This is a genomic window from Natronorubrum halobium, from assembly GCF_051351675.1.
Classification (GTDB): Archaea; Halobacteriota; Halobacteria; order Halobacteriales; family Natrialbaceae; genus Natronorubrum.
This window is the reverse complement of record NZ_CP195595.1, coordinates 3,659,619-3,680,542: the sequence shown is the minus strand read 5'-3', so window position 1 is coordinate 3,680,542 and position 20,924 is coordinate 3,659,619. Positions and strand designations below refer to the sequence as shown.

Annotated in this window: 20 protein-coding genes and 1 tRNA gene; 10 read left to right on the top strand and 11 right to left on the bottom strand. The window is 62.3% G+C overall.

What is annotated here, in order from left to right; genetic code table 11:
* Nucleotides 1-66: 66 nt before the first annotated feature.
* Nucleotides 67-1,605, bottom strand: coding sequence for a molybdopterin-dependent oxidoreductase (locus ACSFC7_RS18265; RefSeq protein WP_436344244.1), 1,539 nt, complete (start codon nucleotides 1,603-1,605; stop codon nucleotides 67-69).
* 196 nt (nucleotides 1,606-1,801) lie between these two features.
* On the opposite strand from ACSFC7_RS18265, the gene ACSFC7_RS18260 reads away from it, so the two are divergent.
* Together ACSFC7_RS18260 and ACSFC7_RS18255 are read left to right on the top strand one after the other, a co-directional pair.
* Entirely contained in the window at nucleotides 1,802-2,737 is a 936-nt protein-coding gene (locus ACSFC7_RS18260; protein WP_436344243.1) for a D-2-hydroxyacid dehydrogenase, read from the top strand.
* 70 nt (nucleotides 2,738-2,807) lie between these two features.
* The gene (locus ACSFC7_RS18255; RefSeq protein ID WP_436344242.1) at nucleotides 2,808-3,797 is read left to right on the top strand and encodes a TIGR03617 family F420-dependent LLM class oxidoreductase; all 990 of its coding nucleotides are present in this window, start codon (nucleotides 2,808-2,810) and stop codon (nucleotides 3,795-3,797) included.
* Here ACSFC7_RS18255 and ACSFC7_RS18250 read toward each other — a convergent pair.
* Both ACSFC7_RS18250 and ACSFC7_RS18245 read right to left on the bottom strand, forming a co-directional pair.
* Nucleotides 3,770-4,768: an MBL fold metallo-hydrolase gene (locus ACSFC7_RS18250; RefSeq protein WP_436344241.1), complete on the bottom strand. Its 999-nt coding sequence runs from the start codon at nucleotides 4,766-4,768 to the stop codon at nucleotides 3,770-3,772. The two genes, ACSFC7_RS18255 and ACSFC7_RS18250, sit on opposite strands and share 28 nt — an antisense overlap.
* 10 nt (nucleotides 4,769-4,778) lie before the next feature.
* Nucleotides 4,779-5,975, bottom strand: coding sequence for an acyl-CoA dehydrogenase family protein (locus ACSFC7_RS18245; protein WP_436344240.1), 1,197 nt, complete (start codon nucleotides 5,973-5,975; stop codon nucleotides 4,779-4,781).
* A 147-nt stretch (nucleotides 5,976-6,122) separates the two neighbouring features.
* Between ACSFC7_RS18245 and ACSFC7_RS18240 the strand changes: the two genes are divergently transcribed.
* The 3 genes from ACSFC7_RS18240 (at nucleotide 6,123) to ACSFC7_RS18230 (ending at nucleotide 9,226) form a co-directional block, all read left to right on the top strand.
* Nucleotides 6,123-6,899, top strand: a complete 777-nt coding sequence (locus ACSFC7_RS18240; protein WP_436344239.1) for an IclR family transcriptional regulator — start codon at nucleotides 6,123-6,125, stop codon at nucleotides 6,897-6,899.
* Nucleotides 6,900-8,100: 1,201 nt separating this feature from the next.
* A complete protein-coding gene (gene msrA / locus ACSFC7_RS18235) occupies nucleotides 8,101-8,769 on the top strand; it encodes a peptide-methionine (S)-S-oxide reductase MsrA (RefSeq protein ID WP_436344238.1) in 669 nt (222 codons plus the stop codon).
* Between the two features lie 49 nt (nucleotides 8,770-8,818).
* Nucleotides 8,819-9,226 (top strand): hypothetical protein, encoded by a 408-nt coding sequence (locus tag ACSFC7_RS18230; RefSeq protein WP_436344237.1) that lies wholly within the window; start codon nucleotides 8,819-8,821, stop codon nucleotides 9,224-9,226.
* 14 nt (nucleotides 9,227-9,240) lie between these two features.
* On the opposite strand, the gene ACSFC7_RS18225 is transcribed toward ACSFC7_RS18230, so the two are convergent.
* The 3 genes from ACSFC7_RS18225 to ACSFC7_RS18215 all read right to left on the bottom strand — a co-directional run bounded on the left by ACSFC7_RS18225 (nucleotide 9,241) and on the right by ACSFC7_RS18215 (nucleotide 11,650).
* Nucleotides 9,241-9,690: a MaoC family dehydratase gene (locus ACSFC7_RS18225; protein WP_436344236.1), complete on the bottom strand. Its 450-nt coding sequence runs from the start codon at nucleotides 9,688-9,690 to the stop codon at nucleotides 9,241-9,243.
* Nucleotides 9,691-9,763: 73 nt separating this feature from the next.
* Nucleotides 9,764-9,904 carry a hypothetical protein gene (locus ACSFC7_RS18220; RefSeq protein WP_436344235.1) on the bottom strand — a complete coding sequence of 47 codons (141 nt, stop codon included), beginning with the start codon at nucleotides 9,902-9,904 and terminating at the stop codon, nucleotides 9,764-9,766.
* 939 nt (nucleotides 9,905-10,843) lie between these two features.
* Nucleotides 10,844-11,650 (bottom strand): TrmB family transcriptional regulator, encoded by an 807-nt coding sequence (locus tag ACSFC7_RS18215; protein WP_436344234.1) that lies wholly within the window; start codon nucleotides 11,648-11,650, stop codon nucleotides 10,844-10,846.
* A gap of 199 nt (nucleotides 11,651-11,849) precedes the next feature.
* Between ACSFC7_RS18215 and ACSFC7_RS18210 the strand changes: the two genes are divergently transcribed.
* Both ACSFC7_RS18210 and ACSFC7_RS18205 read left to right on the top strand, forming a co-directional pair.
* Nucleotides 11,850-12,197 (top strand): DUF7344 domain-containing protein, encoded by a 348-nt coding sequence (locus ACSFC7_RS18210; protein ID WP_436344233.1) that lies wholly within the window; start codon nucleotides 11,850-11,852, stop codon nucleotides 12,195-12,197.
* Nucleotides 12,198-12,993: 796 nt separating this feature from the next.
* Nucleotides 12,994-14,001 (top strand): tyrosine-type recombinase/integrase, encoded by a 1,008-nt coding sequence (locus ACSFC7_RS18205; RefSeq protein WP_436344232.1) that lies wholly within the window; start codon nucleotides 12,994-12,996, stop codon nucleotides 13,999-14,001.
* 181 nt (nucleotides 14,002-14,182) lie between these two features.
* Here ACSFC7_RS18205 and ACSFC7_RS18200 read toward each other — a convergent pair whose 3' ends face one another.
* The 3 genes from ACSFC7_RS18200 to ACSFC7_RS18190 form a co-directional block, all read right to left on the bottom strand.
* Nucleotides 14,183-15,094: a hypothetical protein gene (locus tag ACSFC7_RS18200; protein WP_436344231.1), complete on the bottom strand. Its 912-nt coding sequence runs from the start codon at nucleotides 15,092-15,094 to the stop codon at nucleotides 14,183-14,185.
* 350 nt (nucleotides 15,095-15,444) lie between these two features.
* A tRNA-Val gene (locus ACSFC7_RS18195) sits at nucleotides 15,445-15,519 on the bottom strand.
* 40 nt (nucleotides 15,520-15,559) lie between these two features.
* Nucleotides 15,560-15,838, bottom strand: a complete 279-nt coding sequence (locus ACSFC7_RS18190; RefSeq protein ID WP_436344230.1) for a DUF7553 family protein — start codon at nucleotides 15,836-15,838, stop codon at nucleotides 15,560-15,562.
* 128 nt (nucleotides 15,839-15,966) lie between these two features.
* On the opposite strand from ACSFC7_RS18190, the gene ACSFC7_RS18185 reads away from it, so the two are divergent.
* Nucleotides 15,967-17,736 (top strand): adenine deaminase C-terminal domain-containing protein, encoded by a 1,770-nt coding sequence (locus tag ACSFC7_RS18185; protein WP_436344229.1) that lies wholly within the window; start codon nucleotides 15,967-15,969, stop codon nucleotides 17,734-17,736.
* A gap of 32 nt (nucleotides 17,737-17,768) precedes the next feature.
* Here the strand turns inward: ACSFC7_RS18185 and ACSFC7_RS18180 are convergent, their stop codons facing one another.
* Nucleotides 17,769-18,302, bottom strand: coding sequence for a cob(I)yrinic acid a,c-diamide adenosyltransferase (locus ACSFC7_RS18180; protein WP_436344228.1), 534 nt, complete (start codon nucleotides 18,300-18,302; stop codon nucleotides 17,769-17,771).
* 136 nt (nucleotides 18,303-18,438) lie between these two features.
* Here ACSFC7_RS18180 and ACSFC7_RS18175 point away from each other — a divergent pair, with 136 nt between their 5' ends.
* On the top strand, nucleotides 18,439-18,615 hold the full coding sequence (locus ACSFC7_RS18175; RefSeq protein WP_436344227.1) for a DUF7838 family putative zinc beta-ribbon protein: 177 nt from the start codon (nucleotides 18,439-18,441) through the stop codon (nucleotides 18,613-18,615).
* 31 nt (nucleotides 18,616-18,646) lie between these two features.
* On the opposite strand, the gene ACSFC7_RS18170 is transcribed toward ACSFC7_RS18175, so the two are convergent.
* Entirely contained in the window at nucleotides 18,647-19,090 is a 444-nt protein-coding gene (locus tag ACSFC7_RS18170) for a CBS domain-containing protein (RefSeq protein WP_436344226.1), read from the bottom strand.
* 115 nt (nucleotides 19,091-19,205) lie between these two features.
* On the opposite strand from ACSFC7_RS18170, the gene ACSFC7_RS18165 reads away from it, so the two are divergent.
* Nucleotides 19,206-20,915, top strand: coding sequence for an inositol monophosphatase family protein (locus tag ACSFC7_RS18165; RefSeq protein WP_436344225.1), 1,710 nt, complete (start codon nucleotides 19,206-19,208; stop codon nucleotides 20,913-20,915).
* Nucleotides 20,916-20,924 lie beyond the last annotated feature (9 nt).

The following is a 20,924-nucleotide window of genomic DNA, read 5'->3' as shown; positions in this document are numbered from 1 at the left end:
GAGCGTTGTGAGACGGACAGTGTCGTGCCGGGTGAAGGAGTCCATTCGCGGACACCACCCTCGTGCTCACTGCAGCCCGACGGTCTCCGTCACCCAGCCGGTGGCACCGTCGGGCTTCGGGCCGTCCTCCTCGGGGATCTGGAGGTCCCCGCTCCCGTCGCGAGCCCGGACGATCACGTCGTGGGTCCCGGTCGCCCCGTACTCGTGACGCCACTGTCGCCAGACGTCCTCACCCGGGAGCGGCTCGGATAGCTCGGCTTCGACCCAGGTATCGCCGCCGTCGGTGGACACCTCGACGGCATCGATCCCACGGGTGCCGGCGTAGGCGTGGCCGGCGACCTCGACGCGGCCGCCGCCGTGGCGATTGACCTGCCAGAGCTTGGCGACCGTCTCCACCGGACCGGTGCCGTGCCAGCCGCGGTGCTCCCAGTAGCCCATGGTGTCCTCGTCGCGAACCTCGATCTCGGTCAGCCACTTCACGTTGATCTCGCCCCAGTGTCCCGGGACGAGTGCGCGCAGCGGAGCGCCGTGTGCTCGCGGCAGCGGTCGACCGTTCATTCGGTAGGCCAACAGCCCCGGCCACAGCGCCTCGATCGGGAACTCGTTGTAGTAGCTATCGGCCCCGCGCATGACGACTCGGTCGCCGTCGGGGTTCGCCGCCTCGAGGAGTGCCTCGACGGGCACGCCGCTCCAGAGGGCGGTGTCCATCTGCCTGCCGTTGAGCTGGTCGCCGACGCAGCGTAACGTGACGAACCGGTCCTCGACGTCCATGGCCTGGATGTCCGCGAAGTCGTACTCCACCTCCTCCTCGACGGCTCCCGTGATCGAGAGCGTCCACTCCCCGCGGTCGACGTCGGGGTTCACGTTGTTGATGTCGACCTCGTAGAAGTCCGTGCTGACAAGCGGCTCGAGCCCCTCGACGTCGAGCGACTGATCTCTCGCCCGCGTGAGTAACTCCCGGACCTCGGGCCGGGCGTCCTCGGGGACGTCGAGGCCGGACGGGACGGACTCCTCGCCGGAGCCGCGGACGAGGAGACCGAGTGCGCTCAGGCCGATCGCCGATCCGACGGCGCCGAGGACGCGCCGTCGGCCGAGCGCCTCGAGGGTCCCGCCTTCACTCACTTCGAGTCTGGCCGTTCCGGCCGTTACCAGCAAGACGAGTCCGGCACCGGCGCCGGTGCCGGCGCTCGATACCGGCGAACCCGTTAGCCCGAACGCGACCGCACCCGACAGGACCGTCCCGGTGACCACGCCGGCAGCGGTCGTGCCGCCCCGGAGAGCCAGCACGTCGGCGACGGGCACGCGGCCACCGAGGATCAAAACGCCGGGCAGGGCCGCCAGTCCGAAGAGAACGCACGTCAGTGCGATGGCCGTCAGGAAGGCCACCTGGTGCCCGAGCGTGCCGAGTTCGGTGATCGCGAAGGTCACCAGCGCGTCGGGGCTGACGACGAGGACGAATCTGTCGACCGGCGCCGCGACGAACGCCGGTCGACGGCCGACGGACAGATACGAGCCCCCCACGGCGGCGAGTCCCGCGGCGAGCGCCACGGAGACCGGGGGAAGCCACGGCCGCACGCGAACGACTGTCCCCCGAGTGAGTGACATTATCTGACAATAGGGGGCGATCGGTCATGAAAGCTTCGCAACCGTCACCGGCTTCCCGGACGGAGATCGCCGACACGTACTATTTTATCGCTGTCGATGCAACGACTGGCACGCGTATGTTACCCCGTCCACACCGTCACCCACCGAGCGTTACCGAGTGCATCCGACGCGAAACCGATCGCGAGGATACCAGCCGATGACCGTCGTGGTAACCCCGTACGTTTTCCAGCGGGGCGGTCCGCTACTGGTCGACGAGATTCGCGACCGCCGGCCCGAGATCGACCTCGAGCACGCCGACGAAGACGACGTTCTCGAGGCGGTCGTCGACGCCGAAATCGTCGTGACCGGACGCCTGCCGGAGGACGTACTGGACGCGGCCGAGAACCTGCGCTGGGTGCAGGCGATCAGCGCTGGTACGGACGCCTACGATCACGACGCGCTCACCGACCGCGACGTCGCCCTGACGACGGTCTCCGGCATCCACGCGCGGCCGATCGGCCAGCAGGTGATGGGCTATCTGCTCCACTTCGAACGCCGATTCGACCGTGCGATCGCCCAGCAACGCGACCGGACGTGGAAGCGGTACACCGGCGGGGAACTCGGCGACCGCACGGTCGGCATCGTCGGCGTCGGCGCGATCGGGTCGCAGATCGCGGACTACTGCACCGCGTTCGACGCGCGCGTCGTCGGCACGAAACGCGATCCGACGGACGCGCCGGCGGCTGTTGACGCCGTCTACGGTCCGGACGGGCTCGAGACCGTCCTCGCCGAGAGCGATTACCTCGTGCTCGCCTGTCCGCTCACCGAGGAGACGCGGGGACTGATCGACGCCGACGCGCTGGCGACGCTGTCCGACGACGCCGTGCTCGTCAACGTCGCCCGCGGCGAGGTCGTCGACCAGTCGGCGCTCGTGGACGCCCTCGAGGCCGACGACCTCGGCGGCGCCGCGTTGGACGTCTTCGAGGAGGAACCGCTGCCCGAGGCGTCGCCGCTGTGGGATCGCGACGACGTGCTCGTGACGCCACACATGGCGGGGTCGACTCCACACTACTGGGAGCGGTGTGCCGACGTGTTCGTCCGGAACTACGATCGGTTTCGGGGCGGTGAAGACCTCGAGAACCGGGTCATCTGAGTCGGTACGCTGACTCGTCGACGTTCGGTTTCGTCGATAGATTCAAGGACCGAACCGTCGACCACATCGTATGTCAACACTTCGCATCGACGCGAACGTGCCGAGTCTGTCCACCGAGACCGGCGACGCCGCCGAACGCGCCGAGGAACTCGGCTTCGACGGCGTCTGGACGACCGAAACGGACCACGACGCGTTCTTGCCGCATCCGATCATCGCGGATCGGACCGAGCGGATCCAGCACGGAACGCGCATCGCGCTCGCGTTCACCCGCAGTCCGATGGCGCTCGCGTACACCGCCTGGGACCTCGCGCGATACTCGGACGGGCGATTCGTCCTCGGGCTCGGCACGCAGGTGAAGGGACACAACGAACGGCGGTTCAGCGTGGCGTGGGAGTCACCCGGCCCGCGACTGCGCGAGGTCGTCGAATCGCTGCGTCACATCTTCGACGTCTTCCAGGGTGAGGCCGAACTCGACTACGAGGGCGACCACTACTCGTTTTCCCTGATGACGGACACTTTCGATCCCGGACCGATCGACCACCCCGACGTTCCGATCTACGTCGCCGGCGTCAACGAGTACAACATCAGATTGGCGGGAGAGCTCTGCGACGGGTTGGCGATGCATCCGTTCAACACGCCCGAGTACGCGAAAGACGTCATCGCCCCCACGGTCGCGGCGGGTGCGGACCGCGGCGACCGGTCCCTCGACGACGTGGCGCTCTCGGCGAGTCCGTTCGTCGTCACCGGTGAGACCGAAGCCGAACGAGACCGCTCCCGCGAGGCGGTTCGCCGCCGAATCGCCTTCTACGGCAGCACCCGAACCTACCACGACGTCCTCGAGCACCACGGCTGGCGGTCGATCGGCGAGGAACTCCACGACCTCTCGCGAGAACAGCGATGGGAGGAGATGGCGGCCCGCGTCACGGACGAGATGATCGCGACGTTCGCGATCGAAGCGCCGCCCGAGGAACTCCTCGAGCGCGCTCGAGACGCCTACGGCGGGGTCGCCGACCGACTCGTCCTTCCCCTCGATCACGGCGAGGCCTTCACGAACGAGTAACGGCGGACGCCGTCGGCGCTGTCGGAGGAGACGCGCCCTCGTCCCTCCAGCGTTCCGAGCGCTCCCAGCGTGTCGAGCAACTGCGCCGGATACCGAACCTCGCCGACGCGGTGGCGGGTGATCTCCATCGGCGTTGCCGGCCCGACGGCTACCACGGCCTCGAGGGTGTCGGCGGTGAGCGACTCGAGTTCGTTCCGCGTGAACTCGATGGTCTGCCGGTACGTCGTGAAGATCGGCCCGTGTCCGGGAAAGATCCGATCGAACGAGCGGGCTTCGAGCCGGTCCATGGCGCCGTGAAACGCGTCGACGGCCTCGTACGCGCCATGGTCGATTCCGACGTGAATTGCCCCGGGCCGGAACGGTTCGACGAGCGCGTCGCCGCTGAAGAGCACGCGCTGGTCGCCGACCGTCGTCGCGAGGCTCGCGTGGTGGATCTGGTGGCCGGGCGTGTGGATGGGATCGAACTCGAGGCCCGCGACCGAAAACGAGTCGTCGAACGCGAAGCCGACGGCCTCGTCGGGGGCGAGCAGTCGTCGGTTGCGCTGCAACGAATCCCGAGCGCGTTCGACCTCGCGTTCGATCGCCTCGCCCCGGTAGCCCGCGGAGCGGCCGATCTCGCGGACGCCGTCGGCCAGGTCGGTCGGGTCGCGCTCGAGTCGCTCGAGCACGGGAGCGGGCGCGTAGACGGACGCACCCGCCTCGCGGAGCAACGGCACCTGTCCGATGTGGTCGCTGTGGGGATGGGTGACGACGACCGCCTCGACGTCCGCCGGTTCGTAGCCGCTCGCCGCCAATCCCTCGCGGATCGTCTCCTCGGCCCGGTCGCTGGGATCACCGGCGTCGACGAGGATCGGTGCCGGCGTCTCGAGCAGGTAGGCCGCGGCGTGTTTCGGCGGCCACTCGATGTCGAACTCCAGTCGCGTGATCTCCGTCGCGGATGGTCCCGTCGTCGGGTCCGTCGGTTTGCTCATTGGTCCGTGCTCAGATCAGCTCGCGGGCGATCGTTCGCTTCTGGATCTCGTCGGTACCCTCGAAGATGCGGAACACTCGCGCCGAGCGGTAGTTGCGTTCGATCGGGAGTTCTTTCATGAAGCCGGCGCCGCCGTGGACCTGCATCGCGATGTCGGCCGCATCGTTGGCGAGTTGTGCGCCCCGAAGCTTCGCCATCGACTCCTCCTTTCGCGCGCGCTCGCCGTTGTCCATCTTCCAGGCCGCGTAGCGGTAGAGCTGACGGACCTGTTCGATGTCCGTCGCCAGTTCGGCGATCTGGAAGGAGACGCCCTGCCGGTGGCCGATCGGCTTCTCGAAGGTCTTCCGGTCGCGGGCGTACTCGACGGATATGTCGAGCAGGAACTGGGCGGTGCCGACGGAGCCCGCGGCGATGTTGATCCGGCCGCCGCCGATCCAGCTCATCGCCGACTGGAACCCCCTGCCGACCTCGCCGAGCACCTGATCCTCGCCGACCCGGCAGTCGTTGAAGTAGAGTTCCGAGTGCGTTCCGGGCGTCATCCCCATCGCGCGGTGGATCGTCCCCACCTCGAAGCCGGGGTTGTCGGCGTCGACCAAGAAACAGGTGATGCCCTCCAGGTCTCCGTCCTCGCCGCTCGTCCGCGCGAAGACCATCGCGAAGTCCGCGTACGGGCCGTTCGTGATGTAGCACTTCTGACCGTTGATGACCCACTCGTCTCCATCTTTCTCGGCGCCGGTGTCCATGTAGTGGGCGTCGCTGCCGTGACCCGGTTCGGTGAGCGCGAAACAGGTGGTGATCTCGCCGTCCATCAGCGGCGCTAAGTACTCCTCGCGCTGGTCCTCGTCGCAGGCCAACAGAATGGGGGTCGGCCCGCCGGCGCCGCCGAAGATGGCGCTGTGGAACCCGGGCGGCCGGTTCGACATGTGTTCGCCGACGATCGCACGCGTGAGAATATCGACGTCGCCGCCGCCCGCCTCCTCCGGCATCGTCATCCCGTAGAAGCCCGCCTCGACCGACTTCTGCCGGATCTGTTCGACGATGTCGCGGTACTCGGGCACCTGCCGGTGATTCTCGTCGACGATGTGTTTCTCGTAATCCGCTCCGAGGAACTGGTCGTACTCGTTCTCGAGCGGTTTGACTTCCTGGTCGACGAAGTCGTCGAGCGCCTGTTTGATCTGCACCGCTTCGGACGGTTCGCTAAAGTCCATAGCCTATATGACAGAACGTGCCACATAAGTGTTATCGTGCCGCATACGATTGCTGGGCGGTGCGAGACGGTCAGTCTCGAGTACAGAACACGAGTGTGCGTTCGACAGAACAGAACAATTATGTCACTCTACCGGCAACCTATTGGTATGACAATTCAGGGCACGGACGAGGGCGATAGGGTGCAATCGGTCGTCAAGACGCTGGACATCCTCGAGGCGCTCTGGCAGGCCGAGGGTGCCGGTGTCACCCAGTTGACCGAGCGAACGGGACTCCCGAAGAGTACGGTCCACGCCCACCTGACGACGCTTCGCTCGAAGGGGTACGTCGTCCAGAACGGCGACGAGTACCGATTGAGTCTTCGGTTCCTCTCGTTCGGCGAGCACGTCAAACACGCCGAACCGCTGTACGACGCGTCCGAGACGCCGGTCGAAGACCTCGCGGACTGGACCGGCGAGCGGATACTCTGTTCGACCGAGCAGAACGGACTCGGAACCGTCATCCGGGCCTGCGACGGCGAGCGGTCGATCTCGTCGCGTATCGACGTCGGAACGCCGACGTACCTCCACTGTTCGGCCGGCGGCAAGGCGATGCTCGCACACTTCGATCAGCCGAAGATCGATCGAATCATCGACAGTTGGGGGCTCCCGGCCTTTACCGACAAAACAATCACGGACTGGGAGACGCTGGCGGCGGAGCTCGAGACGATCCGCGAGGAGGGAGTCGCGTACAATCGGGGGGAGTATCTGCCCGGTATCAGCGCCGTCGGGGCGCCGATACTCGATAACGACGGTGGCGTCCACGGCGCGATTACCGTCGCCGGCCCGCAGCACCGACTCGAAAACGAGTGGGAGCACGAGGAGTTGCACAACCAGTTGCTCTCGGCTGCGAACACGGTCGAAGTTAATCTCCTGTTTTCGGAGTGAGTGTCTCGCCTCGCGATTCGACACGGCGTTCAGCCTGACTAAACGGGTCTCCTCGGCGACATCGAGCACGAGACACTCCGAAAGCCCCGAGAACCGGTCTTGAATACGCATTTCGACGTTCCTGCTGTCTGAACGCGAGCTTAATTACAAACATACGGTTGTAACGTTCTGCCGGACACCGACCGCTTCGCGTCGATGGATCATCCCGAGCGGACGTTTCGAGGCGAATCGAGTCGCGTCGTGAGTTCGAGTAACGGCGCTCGTCGATCGGCGCGACCGAATCGCCGATTTCGTCGCGTCCTTCGAGAAGTACGTCGACTGTCTCGTCGTCGCGCTGCTCCACGAGGGTACTCCTCCCTCCCGGAGTCGATAGTATGGCGCCGGAATCTAGACTCGCTGCAGGCAGTTTCTGTCGCTCGAGTACCGTCGACCTCGGGGGGTCAGTGATGCCGCCCTTTAATACTATTAATATAATATATGAAATAGAAGTAGTATATGAAATAATAATTAGAGTAATGTAGAATAGTCCATTATAGATAATATTAGTTCCCCGTCTGGCAGTGGGTACTTTCGTTCGATTCGATCGGTACTCGATACCGGCGTAAAATGGGTATGCCGATATACTGCTGATAAAATGCAGTTTCTGTGGCCTTAAAGTCGTTTTCCGCTATTCGATCTCTCGATCCGTGTGACTCGAATTCGCATTTCGGTCACGTTCGAGTCGCAACCAAAGCGACTGGACTCGAATAAGTATCGATATAGAGTAATAGACGTATTTAATATATGTATTATAGCTTATGTTTCTCATACAGAATACATCGTCAATCGAGAGGATCACTAATCCTATTAACTTTCGCACAATGCTGGCAGTTCGATTAATAGCTGTCTGGGTCCAACGATTCGACGGGATGGGAGTGGTTACGAGACTCCGGCTGCTCATCGACGATGAGGGGGAGTTGTACGAATGTCGGAACTGCGGGACGAAGTTCGACCACGAACCCGGCGCGTGCCCGACCTGCGAGTCCGCGGAAATCGCCCACTACGAGTTTTGAGTACCGCGTCGGGCGTCGGACGAACGGACCCCGTAAGTCGACCGTACAGCGTGCGGTGTCGAATCCGGGCCCGCCGGCCGTTTGCGCACCGCAGCGCTGGTCCACGACGTCGGCGACGGAGACATCCGTCTGCAGGGCGAGAGGACGGTATGGACCACTCGAGTCGAGAGTCGACGACCGCGGCAGTGCTCGAGCAGGACGCGAACGCGCTGACGGCGGACGAGACGAAGACGGCGACGTTCGGCATGGGCTGTTTCTGGGGTCCCGACGCCCGCTTCGGTGCGATGGCGGGCGTCGTTCGAACGCGCGTCGGGTACGCCGGCGGCACGACCCCGGATCCCAGCTACTACTCGCTCGGTGACCACACCGAAGTCGTGCAGGTCGAGTACGACCCGGCGGAACTGGAGTACGACGACCTGCTCGAGGCCTTCTGGACGAATCACGACTGGGGCTCGACGGCGCCCAAACGCCAGTATCGGAGCGTCGTCCTCGCGGCCGACGATGACCAGTTGGCGGCTGCCGAGCGCCGTCGAGGCGTCCTCGAGGAGCGAGCGGGCCGGTCGGTCGCGACCGATATCGAACGGCTCGAGACGTTCGTCCGCGCCGAGGACTACCACCAGAAGTACGAACTCCGCTCGACGCCGGTCGTCGGCGACGAACTCGCGGCCCGCTACGGCGACGCGTTTGTCGACTCGACGGTCGTCGCGCGGCTCAACGGCTACGTCGCCGGTCACGGCGAGCCAGCACGACGCGACGAGTTGCTGGAGCAACTGGATCTCGCCCCGATGGAGCGGTCGGAACTGCAGCGGCGCTTCTGAGCGGGACGCTTCGCGACCCTACTTGTACGTCGACCGCGAAGGAGGGAGTATGACTGACGACGATCGGTACAAACTGTTCGGCGTCTACCTGTCGGAACCAACCGTCGACGCGCTCGCCGAGTCGTTGTACGAGGAGGCGGGTGTCGTCGATCTCGAGACGTACTTCGACGAGACGGCGGATTTCGTTCCCGCTGGCGATCCCGGTGCCGACGCGACAGACGCACTCCTCGCGGACGTCCTCGAATCGTTCGCCACGCGCTACGACCAGGCCGCGTTCGAGACGGCGAAGGACGTCGATCCCGATTCGTTCACGCTCGTCCACCTCGCGGCCGGACCGCGTCACGTCACGGAGCTCCGCGAACGCTTTCAGGCCGCGGCGACGATTCAGGAGACCGACCTGCGGACGGTCCAGACGGCGATCCTCGCCGCTCACCTCGAGACTGAACTGACGGAGTAGCTGGGACCGACGGTCTACTGGTCGGGTCCTCGTCGCTCGATCATCCCCAGGGCGATAAAGGAGACGACGACGTCACCGTCCTGGTTGTATCCTTCGACGCGGCTGTCGACGTACCCCCGCTTCTGGTCGCTCTCCGAGACGTGCTTGTCCAGTATCTCCGTCCGAACGGAGAGCGTATCGCCCGGTTTGACGGGCCGTTTCCAGCGCAGTTCGTCGACGCCGCGGGCACCCATGCTCGCGCGGTCGTCGATCGGTCCGTCGACGAGCATCCGCATACACATCGACGCGGTGTGCCAGCCGGAAGCGACGAGTTCACCGAACGCGGACTCCGCCGCCGCGTCGGCGTCGGTGTGGAACGGCTGCGGGTCGTACCGCTCGGCGAACTCGACGATTTCGTCGGCCGTAACGTGGTACTCTCCGAACTCCCGGGTGTCTCCGACCTCGATGTCCTCGTAGTACTGCATTTCTCCCAACTGAGGCGCACGTGACCAAGAGTGTATGGAAAGGAGAACTGCGGGACTTCGGTCGACTGTCCCGCTACATCTCTTGCAGATCGTAGATGCTCACCCAGTGGTCGGGGTACTCGAACTCGTGCTCGCTGGCGGCGCTGTTGGCTTCGGGCCAGTCCGGACATTCACGGTCGAGAGTACAGCTATCACACTGTAGCTGGTACGCCATACACCAGCGTACCACGCGACATTTTGTAAGTGTTCAGCAGACTTTGCAGGACTGTCGTTCCGTCCGACTATCGCAGGCGTGAAACCACCTGATGAGGCCGTCTCGAGCCGAGAGACGGGTCCGTCGACCGACGATACTATGCTAGGCACGCGAACCGCGACGCGTCTCCGCCCGGTCGCCGACGCTGCGTGCGAGACAATCGAACGGAATTCCGTATTCGAACGCGGTCTAACTCGAGGGAACGAGACGCGCCTGTGGGCACCCTCAGCGTCCGCAGGGCGATCGACTCGCTCACGAGATCAGTAGCGTTCTCGTCCCGGTAGCGACCGAGGTCGTCCCCCTGCGCTTCTATCGGCTGTGGGGCTACTTGGGGTGATTCTGGCGGGGCCGTGGCTGTTCTCGTCTACACACTGCGTCAGTGTGCTCGTCTGCAACGTGAGTTTGGCTTCTACGCATTCGGTTCACACGCCGCGGTACAGTTGCTCTCGTTTAGGCTACTGGCCAGGAGCGTCGGGTCCCAGTCGGTACAGCAGCGTATCCGATACATTGGTCATGGAACTGTGGTATCGATACAAATATCAATTAACAGATACAGTACCGAAGATTCCGATCCGGGTGGTCTATCTCGAGATCGGGGTCAGTAATCGTGGAGTGAGGCCTTCGGAGAGAGGTGTGAATCGACGGGAAACACCGCGGTTGTGACGTCACAATTTTCGTTAATTTCGCTACAATAGTGGGCTAAGACGCGCATTTCACGTCGATAGGTGTCTTAGATCTGGAATCGCAGTGGTTTCGTGCTCGGCCGCCACGTTCAACCGGTAATAACCGTGCGACCTGTGAGTACTCGAGTGAACAATTGAATTGGCATCCGTATTAATCATGAAACAATCCGGAAGAAGTTGGAAAAAGGGCTAATAGAGAACATGGCTCGTCTATCGATCACCTATCCTCGTCGTACTCCATTGGGACGTTATCTTTCAGTTCGTAGGTGAAAACCCGTTCCGCAAAGGTTGCGAAGCCGTGATCAATACCGTCGCTCCACACCGCCGTTTCGTTCGGCACCCCCGGCAGCTGTTCCTCGTGGAGGGCGCTCACCAGTACCGGTCCCTGATCAACCATGAGAAGTCGTCCGAGTCGGGGGGAGCCGGACATGGCGGTAAACCACTCGATCAGGTCGGTAGTAAATACGGTTGCGTCGACCTCGGCGTTCTCTACACGCTCATCGGTCGCCTCGGAGACCATTCCAACGTGAATATTGACCCCGCGATCACCGACCTCTGCCAGCGCATTGAGGCTATTTTCGTCCAACAGGTCTTCGTCCAGCACGATCAGCACGATCTCGTCGTTGGCGTCAGTAATGAGATCGACGATCCGTCCGGTGACTTGCTCGTACGTATTGATCGCCCACACCCCCTGTTGAGCCTCCTTGTACGTTGGCTCTAACTGGTTGAGCGTCCGTTCTGCGGTATCGAAGTACGATTCGTACTCCTTGCGGAGAATCTGGATCGCAGTATCGACCGAAACGCTTTGATACATCCGTGGTTCCGTCTCGTGAACCTCAACCAGTCCCTTCTCTCGAAGCCGGTCCATCGTCTCGTACACCCGCGATCGGGGAATGTCGGCCACCTGTCCGATCTCCTTGGCCGTCCCGTGAGGGAGCTGTGCGAGCGCGACGAAACACCGAGCTTGGTACTCAGTCAATCCCAGTTCCTCTAATGCCTCTATTGCTTCTTCGGCCTCTCCCATACGGTCTGTAGGGGTCGCCGCGGGTAGTGTCTTTGGCGTGTTATTCCGAGAGGAACACGAGGTGTAGTGTTCCTATAGAACTGCCAACTCGTTTAAATGTATGGGTAGAGTAATGCTCGTACGGGAAACCAGCGATCCTGACCAACTTCTCAGAGAAGGGGTCAGGTAACGTCCACCGAGAATCCCTTAGTGACACACCATGGAAAAGAAGACTCAATCACTCTCAACCGAGGTCCAGTCCCTTGATACAATCTTTACCCTCCTGAGCGACCAACGCCGTCGATACGTCGTCGATGCCCTTTCCGAAGAGGAACCGCCGATAGCACTCTACGATCTTGTTACCCCGGTCGTATCACTGGAGAGAGGGGCTGATCCCGACGATATATCAGCAGATACGATCGACGAGATCGCCACCACCTTACACCACGTTCACTTGCCGAAACTGGACGACGCTGACGTCATCGACTATGCCACCGAGACGAATACTGTCACTTCCGCCCAAACGGAGGTCCTCGCGCCGATTCTCGAGAACTTCCGACGCTGTTAAAGTCCTCTACTAAGCTGGTACGACGAAAACTCTGACTCCCAACCGGAACTTTCGCTGACCGGGTTACCGAATACGCGCTCGCGTACTGGGTGATGTTCTAACTTACCGAGGGATCGTTCTCGACTCACCTTGCTCTACGAGTGGAATCGCTCAGGTTGCGCATATCTCCGTACCCGTTCTGGAGATTTGAATACTGCTTCTGGAGAATCCATCCTTGTTCGCCGCCGCCGAGCAGTTGATTTCTTCTTCCCGCTCGATGTGTTTGTTCACGTTAGTTTGCGCTGCCTCTTGTAGAGTTTAGCCGATCCTGCCGTAGAACCTCTAGTTCAGACGTGAATTCATTATTGTTCCACCAGCAAACTGGGATACGACAGATATTGTTGGTTGACGAGTATTCTAGGATATGCGACTGTATTGAATGAGTATCGGGATGCCGTACCGCGGTTTCACACGGAATTGGGAAGCGACCCAGTGAATCGTTTGAGGGGTACAACGGCGACACGCCGTCCTCTTGCGATTCACTACTTTACGAGGAACAAGGCGACGGGTGGGTTGGGACAGATTTGAACCACGGTCGTTCCGCTTCGCTTCACTCCCTGGTTCAAACTGCCGACCATTTTTGACGACACTGACTCCTCGCTACGCTCGTCGTCATTGTGTCGTCAAAAATGGGTTGGGGCAGATTTGAACTGCACCGCTCGCTGCGCTCGCGGTTCCGTGCCGCACCGCCTACGGTCCTCCCTACCGCTACAATTGAGGCTTCCACGGACCACCCCGTCATGGTGATCACCCAACCATGACTCGGAAAATGACGGTCAGTAAGGCAGTTGAACGGTATCTCAGAGAACGGAAACCCGAAGTCTCGAGATTGACCCATCGTAATCACAAATACGCTCTAAACCAGTTTGTGGAGTGGTCCGATAAGGCCGGTTTGGATGACATTTCCGATCTTGATGGGTTTCATATCCATGACTTCAAGATTCACCGACGGGAGAACGCTGACATCAATGAAGTCACCCTTTCCAACAATCTCTCTGTGATCCGCGTATTCGTCCGTTGGTTAGGAAGTATGGAAGTGGTAGACTCGGATATAGCAGAAAATATGATTCTCCCCAATCCCGACGATGACGCACGAAATGATAAGATTGAGCCGGACATCGCCGAGGAGATTCTGGAATACTTGGAGAAGTTCGAGTACGCAACTCTCCGTCACGCTCTATTCGCCGTACTATGGGACACCGGCTTCCGTCTTGGCACTATTCGAACTCTCGATCTTCGTGATTATTATACTGATGAAAAGTACGTTGAAGTACATCATCGACCCGATACGGGCACGCCGCTCAAGAATAAGGCCAAAGCTGAGCGAGAAGTGAATCTCCACGGTTGGGTCTGTGAAGTGCTGGATGATTACGTCAAGATCCACAGAGACGATGTGACGGACGAGCATGGACGTGAGCCGTTGTTCACTACTCAACATGGCCGTCCGGTCAGCTCCAACCTTCGTGCGAATATCAATGCACTCACCCGTCCCTGTCACTACTCCGGGGAGTGTCCTCATGGTCGGGATTTCGAGACTTGCGAAGCAGCGGCAATGGAGCAAGCTCAGCGGTGTCCATCGTCAGTACCACCACATGCACTCCGCCGGAGTGCCATCACTGCGTGGTTAAACGAAGGTCATAGCAAAGAACTCCTCTCCGACCGAATGAACGTCAGCACGAAAACACTGGAAAAGCACTATGATGCACGAACACAGGGTGAGAAGCGAGAACTTCGCGCCGAAGTCTTTGAGATGAATAACGGTTAATCCGGCTCCGTTAGCATCCAATTCATTAGATTCCTTATAGATTGAAACAACTGTTCACTATATCTGCTTACTGATCGAAATCCGTGCTATTATCCAACGGATGCCTTCTCTCTTGGGAAGCGTGATACAACTAACTCGTCCTCCAGTACGGCGACAAAATCAATCCCAGTCGCGGTTGTTGTTACGTCATGAATGGAGTGATTGACGCGATATGCTGGGCCACTGTTGCTACCCGGAGGACAAACGCTATCAGGAGTGCAAGAGGGATGAGACCAACCACAACCGTCAGGAAAGTGAAAACGAATACCGTTGGCATCGGGGCAGCAGCCGCGGGAAAGGTAGCGAGCTGGATGAGTAACGCGACTGGGAGAGAAATAGCCAGCACACCGACATACAGGAGCGAGCGAGAGAGCTCCGCGAGTTCCTCCTTCATAAACGCAGTCGTAAAGTACTGTCGAGCAATGTCGAGATTCTTCAAATCCGCGCTCAAGCCATCGAGCGTGGAGAGCAGCTCTTCATGCTCACCCTCCTCATATGCCGATTCAAGCTGATGACATTCATGAATGTAGGTTGCGTATTCGATACCGAGGAGGGGAACGATCACCGAAGAGAGCTTATCCGCTCCTGTCCCGAGTTCCTCGCTAATCTGGGCACATTCCTCCGGTAGCTCATCGATAAGGTGGGTATCTGGTTCACTGCTCGAGTCGGGAAAAAATTCCGTGAGCGAACTGGCGCGTTCTCGGGTCTGTTGAAGGAGCTGTTGCAGGAAGTCGGCTGGATCGGTCGGTGGTGCTGGCTGGTCAAGTGCAGCCTGCCGATAGTCGTCTGATTGGTCGATCTCATCTCGGAGCGACCCCGGTGACTCAAGCTCTTGGGAGAGAATTACTTGGTTGATCGCGACCACAAGGGTGATGAGTGTGATATTCCCCCCGATCAACGCGCTCGCGATATAGATCAACGGCGTGAGATTGCGGATGGCGAACTGGGAGAAGAGAGGGATAAGCACCACCACAGCCATAGTGAAGAGTATCCCAGTAGCGACTTTGATCCGATCCCCTGAGAGGAGAAGCCATCGACTGAACCGGTCCTCCATTCGTTGATTCGTACTTCGCCGGTTAGCCGGAAAAGGTGTGGTGTCTCTCTCTCTGTATCAGGATTTAATTCTCCGATTACGAACGATGTTTATGCCCTCTGTACTTACCGATAAGGTGCTTCTGATTCGTTAGCCTCGATAAGGTGGCAGCAGTCAACAGACAATGAGACTATCCGGTTGATACAGTGAAAAGATTCTCTGACCTTGAGCGAGTCCTTCTGAGCGAACCGTACCCTGTCACCGGGTTCGGACGAAAAGAGGTGCTGATTACATGAAACCAAACCCCCTCTTAGAGGGAAATCGCAAGACAGCTCCGCTATCCTATCCTTCAAAACCAGTAAGAAATTTGATGGGTTGGGGCAGATTTGAACTGCCGACTTCCTCCGTGTGAAGGAGGTATCATAACCGGACTAGATCACCAACCCGCACGAAATCGTATCCGGGCGTTCGACTTAAGACTTCCTTTCAGCGGTCGCCGGCTGGTTCGTCCGCACCGGTCCTCGAGAGCGTCGCTCGAGCGCTCCCCACGACCTCACGGGCCTGTCCCGCTGCGTTCCGCTCCAGATTGACCACACCGTCGCGAACCGCCTCGAGACGGGTCGGCTCGGGTTCCGGTTCGGATTCGCGGCCGACCAGTTCACGGAGACGAACTGCATAGGGTTCGACGGCCTCACTGAGGCCGAGTTTCGCGTGTTCGCCGGCGCGGCTGAGGTAGTAGCGGCTGTCGTCGAAGTGTTTGTTCATGTGGTACTCTACCAAGGGGAGGACCCCATCCGATATAGCCCTTTCGTAGGCAACAGGATCGTACCGTGCCCGGAATCGCGCCGACCGTCGACCGGATAACATACCACGCTGGCTGTACAGCACTCGCTATGAACGAACTCCAGTCGGTCGCCTTCGAGTCCGAGGACGCGACCGCCGATCTGGTCGTCGAGGGCGGCCGCGTCTACGCGTCGAACCGTCGCGAACTCCTCGAGCGAGACGTCGCCGTCGTCGGCGATCGGATCGCGGCGCTGCTCGAGGACGCAGCGTCGGTCACCGGCCCCGAGACGACGGTCGTCGACGCCTCGGACCGCGTCGTTCTTCCGGGATTGATCGACGCCCACACGCACGCGGATCTACAGGTGATCCTCGAGCGGGCGGTGCCGGCGATGCTCGCGAGCGGGACGACAGCCGTCGTCACGGAGACCTCGGGAATGGGGCTTCACTTCGGTAGTCGCGGTATCGAAACGCTGCTCGAGCGGACTGCCGACCTCCCGATCACGCCCTATCTCACGCTCCCGCCACAGCCGTTCGTCGATACCTTCGAACCCGCACGGGGCGACGACGCGGAACGCGAGGCCCTCGCCGATCTCCTCTCTCACGAGCGCGTCGTCGGCGTCGGGGAAATCGACTGGATCCACGTCGTCGGACGGGACGCGCCGGTCGAACGGCTCTACGAGCGCGCTCGAGAGCGAAACGTGAAGATCGTCGGCCACGGCGCTGGCTGTCGCGGTGACTCGCTCCGGGCGTTCGCCACCGTCGTCGACAATGACCACGAGGCGATCGCCGCCGAGGGCGTTCGCCAGCGGGCCGCGAACGGGATCCACGTCGTCGGGCGCTGCGGGTCGAACCGCGACGATCTCGCGGCCCTCGCGGAAGCCGTCCCTGACGTCGACCGGGCCAGCGTCTCGCTCTCGACCGACGGCGTCTGGCCGGCGGACCTGTTCGAGGGCTTCGGGATGGCGGACGTCGTCCGTCGAGCGATCGAGGCCGGCGTTCCGACGTCCGACGCGATCGACGCCGCGACCCGCAACCCGGCCGACCACTTCGGTCTCGAGGACCGCGGCGTCGTCGCACCCGGTGCGGTCGCGGACCTGGTCGTCGTGGACGACCTCGAGTCGATGACCGTCGAAACGGTACTCACGGAGGGCGAACCCGTCGTTACCGACGGCAGTCCGGCCGTCGGAATCCGATCCGATCCCTACCCCGACTACGTCTACGACACGGTCTCGGTCGATCCCGCGCCGGACGATTTTACCGCTCCGCTCGCGGCCGCAGCCGACGGCAGCGTTCGGGCGATGGAAGTCGGTCCGGGGCTCGTGACGACCGAGACTGTCGTCGAACCCGCCGTTGTCGGCGGGACGGCCACGGACGGCGAGGCCGATCGACTCGGTCCGGATCCCGACGCGGACGTTCTCACGGCGACGCTGCTCGATCGCAACCCTGCGACCGACGACCGCGGATTCACCGGGTTCCTCACCGGCTTCGGTCTCGAGCAGGGCGCCGTCGCGACGACGCTCACGTGGGAGACGCTCGGTCTGGTGACCGTCGCGGCCGACGCCGCCGACGCCGCCGTCGCCAGTGAACGGGTCGCGACGATGGGTGGCGGGTTCGCCGTCGCCCGAGACGGGGAGATCGTCGCCGACCTCGAGATGCCGGTCGCGGCGGTCGCGGCCGACGCACCCCTCGAGGCGGTCGTCGCGGGCTACGACGCGCTCGAGGAGGCACTCCGCGACGACGGGTGCGAGGTCGAGCGGCCGTTGCTCACCCTCCAGACGCTGACGTTCCCCGGCGTGCCCGCGTTGAAACTCACTGCGTCGGGGTATGCTGACGTGCTGGGCCAGACGCGAGTCGGTCTCGAGCCCGGTTCAGACGCCTAGGATGCAACCGCTGTCGCGCGGTATCGAACGACTCAGTACTGCGGCGAGTCTTCCGGCTCGCCGTCGCGCTTGTTGACGACGCGACCGAAGGTGAACAGGCCGTCGGAGAGCCGATTCAGGTACTGGACCGCTTGCTCGTTGATCTGCTCCTCGCTCGCGAGGGCGACGGCCCGGCGCTCGGCGCGTCGGCAGACGGTTCTGGCGTGGTGGAGCGCCGCACCGTGTTCGCTGCCCGTCGGCAGGATAAAGGAGGTCAGCGGCTCGAGTTCGTCGTCGTACGCGTCGATCCAGTCCTCGATGGTTTCGACGTGGTCGGCGCGAACGGCGGGGTCGTCCTCGCCGGGATCCGGGTTCGCGAAGTCCGCCTGCACGACGTGGAGGTGGTTCTGGACCGTTCGCAACTGCTCGTCGACGTCGTCGTAGCCGGTCGGTCGAATCGTTCCGACCAGGGCGTTGAGTTCGTCGACGGTCCCGTAGGCCTCGATGCGCGCGCTGGTCTTCGAGACGCGGGTCATATCCCGGAGATCGGTCTGCCCGTCGTCGCCGCGACCCGTGTAGATCGTCATACGCGATTCGACGGACGGTGAGCACTTAACTGCTGTCGGGTCGGCCGCTGTGACGATTCGAACGGGCTCGCACTCGAGTGGGATTCGAGTGGGATCGATCGGTACGTTAAACAGGCGTCGCGCCAAACGCCCGCGTATGGCTATGGAACTCGACCACGAGTGTCCGGACTGCGGCGGCGAGCGGACCTTCTACCGCGCTGCGAGCACGACGCTGCACCTCGGCGAGAAGGTCAAGTGGCACTGCCCGGACTGCGACTACGGCTTCGTCCGCATCGGCGACAACGGGACGGCCGTCGACTCGAGTGCGACGTAGCGACGACGAATCCCCTGTTCTGTACGTCGATTCAGCGCTGCCGATCCGTCGCGAGTCGTTCGTAGGCCGGTGACACCGACCGAATCGTGTTCGCGACCAGTTGCAGTTCCATCCCGAGCAGGACGACGATGTCGCTCAACGAGACGATACCCACGAGGTCGCCGCCGTCGACGACCGGTACCCGTCGGACGCCCTTGCTGGACAGCTGCTCGAGGAGTTCGTAGACGCCCGTGCCAGCGGAGACGGTGAGCAAGTCGCCGGAGACGATCTCGCGTACCGGGGTCGACTTCGTCGCCCCGCCCTCGTCGAGGACCTCGAGCGCGAGGTCGCGATCGGAGACGAGCCCGATCGGTTCGTCCGCTGCGACGACGACGCAGCCGACCTGTTCCGTCCGCATCGTCCGGACGACGTCGGCAAGTGTGTCCTCCGGCTCGACGGTGACGACCGTTTTCCGCGCGACGTCGATAACAGCCATATGCGCACGTTTCCGCCGAGAGATACAAGCGTTCCGCCGAGAGAGGTCTCCGTATGCGCGACAGCGACGTAACGGGGACTATACGACTGCGGCTAGTGGTGGTGTAATAAGACGGATGCAAGGACGGAGACTCGCCACGACGGACAAACTCATCGCGATCGTTAGCCCGGACAGCGACGACCCCCTCGAGACGCTCGCCGCCTGGACCGACGAGCATGGAATCGATCTCGCGACCGTCGCCGTCGGCGACGATATCGACGACGTGTACGACGAAAACCGAGCGACGCTCGGCGTCACGTTCGGGGGGGACGGGACCTTCCTTGAGGGGATCAAGACGTTCGCGCCGCGGAACGTTCCCTTGCTCGGCGTCAATACGGGTACGCTCGCCTTTCTCGCCAGGGTCGAACCGGAGGATCTCGAACACGCACTCGACGAGACGCTGCGCGGACGAGCCTCGGTCGACAGCCGCCAGCAACTGCACGTCCACGGGCCCGGCGTGGAGGCGACCGGGATCAACGACGTCATGATCCAGCAGGTGCCGCCGGAGAATCCGATCAACCGGAAGGTGACGCGACTCGACGTCTACGCGGACGACGAGTACGTCGGCGAGTTCGAGGGAACCGGCATCGCCGTCTCGACGCCGACGGGGTCGACCGGAATCTCGCTGTCGGCCAACGGGCCGGTCCACTACCCCGTGAACAACCACACGCTTCAGCTCGTCCCGCTGCACACGCACAAGCTCGGCGTCCGTCCAATCGTCGTCTCGCCCGAGACCGAGTTACGCATCGTCACGCAGGAACAGGCGAGTCTCCTGGTCGACGGCGGGCGTGCCCACACCATCCTGACCGAGGACGACGAAATCGTCGTGACGGGCGCGGAGACGCTCGCACACGTCGTCCGAACCAGCTACGACGACCACTTCTTCACCGCGATCACGAAGAAACTCGGCTGGGATCTCCGCGACGCGGAGGTGCCACCCGAGAAGCTCCGCGAACGCCGGCCGTCCGCGTCGGCGTCGTCGGAGACGGAAGACACCCTCGAGCACGCACTCACGGTCGCAAAAGAGGCCGCCGAAGCCGCCGGCGAGCCCCTCCGCGAACTCCACGGTCAGGTCGAGTCGATCACCGTCAAGGGCGATAAATCCGACATCGTCACGGAGGCCGACCATCAGGCCGACCGGATCATCACGACCGTGGTTCACAACGAGTTCCCCGAGCACGCGGTCTTCTCGGAGGAGAGCACCCGTCAGCGTGGCGAGGATACCGACTACACCTGGGTGATCGATCCGCTCGACGGCACCGGCAACTTCGCCCACGGGAACCCAAACTACTCGATCTCGATCGCCCTCGTCGACGACGGGGACCCGGTGATGGGCGTCGTCTACGTTCCGGAGACCGACGAGTTGTTCACCGCCATCGCCGGCGAGGGCGCGTGGCGCGACGGCGATCCGATCGAAACCACCGACCGGGACCAACTCGACGAGAGCATGCTCATCTCGGGGTACGACCCCGACGGCACTTTCCTCTCGCACTTCTACCAGGAATCCCGCGGCGTCCGGCGACTCGGCTCGGCCGCGCTCAACCTGTGTTACCTCGCCAGCGGCAGCGCCGACGCCGTCTGGGAGCACGACACCTACCCCTGGGACATCGCGGCCGGGCTCGTGATCGCCCGCGAAGCCGGCGCGACGATCACCGATCAGACGGGCGACCCCTACGCGTTCAGTTTCGATACCGACGACCGTGCGGCCCTGCTCGGCTCGAACGGCTCGCTTCATTCAGCACTGCTCGAGCACTTAGAGGAGAGCGTCACGACGCCGTCGCGGTAGCTCGCCCGG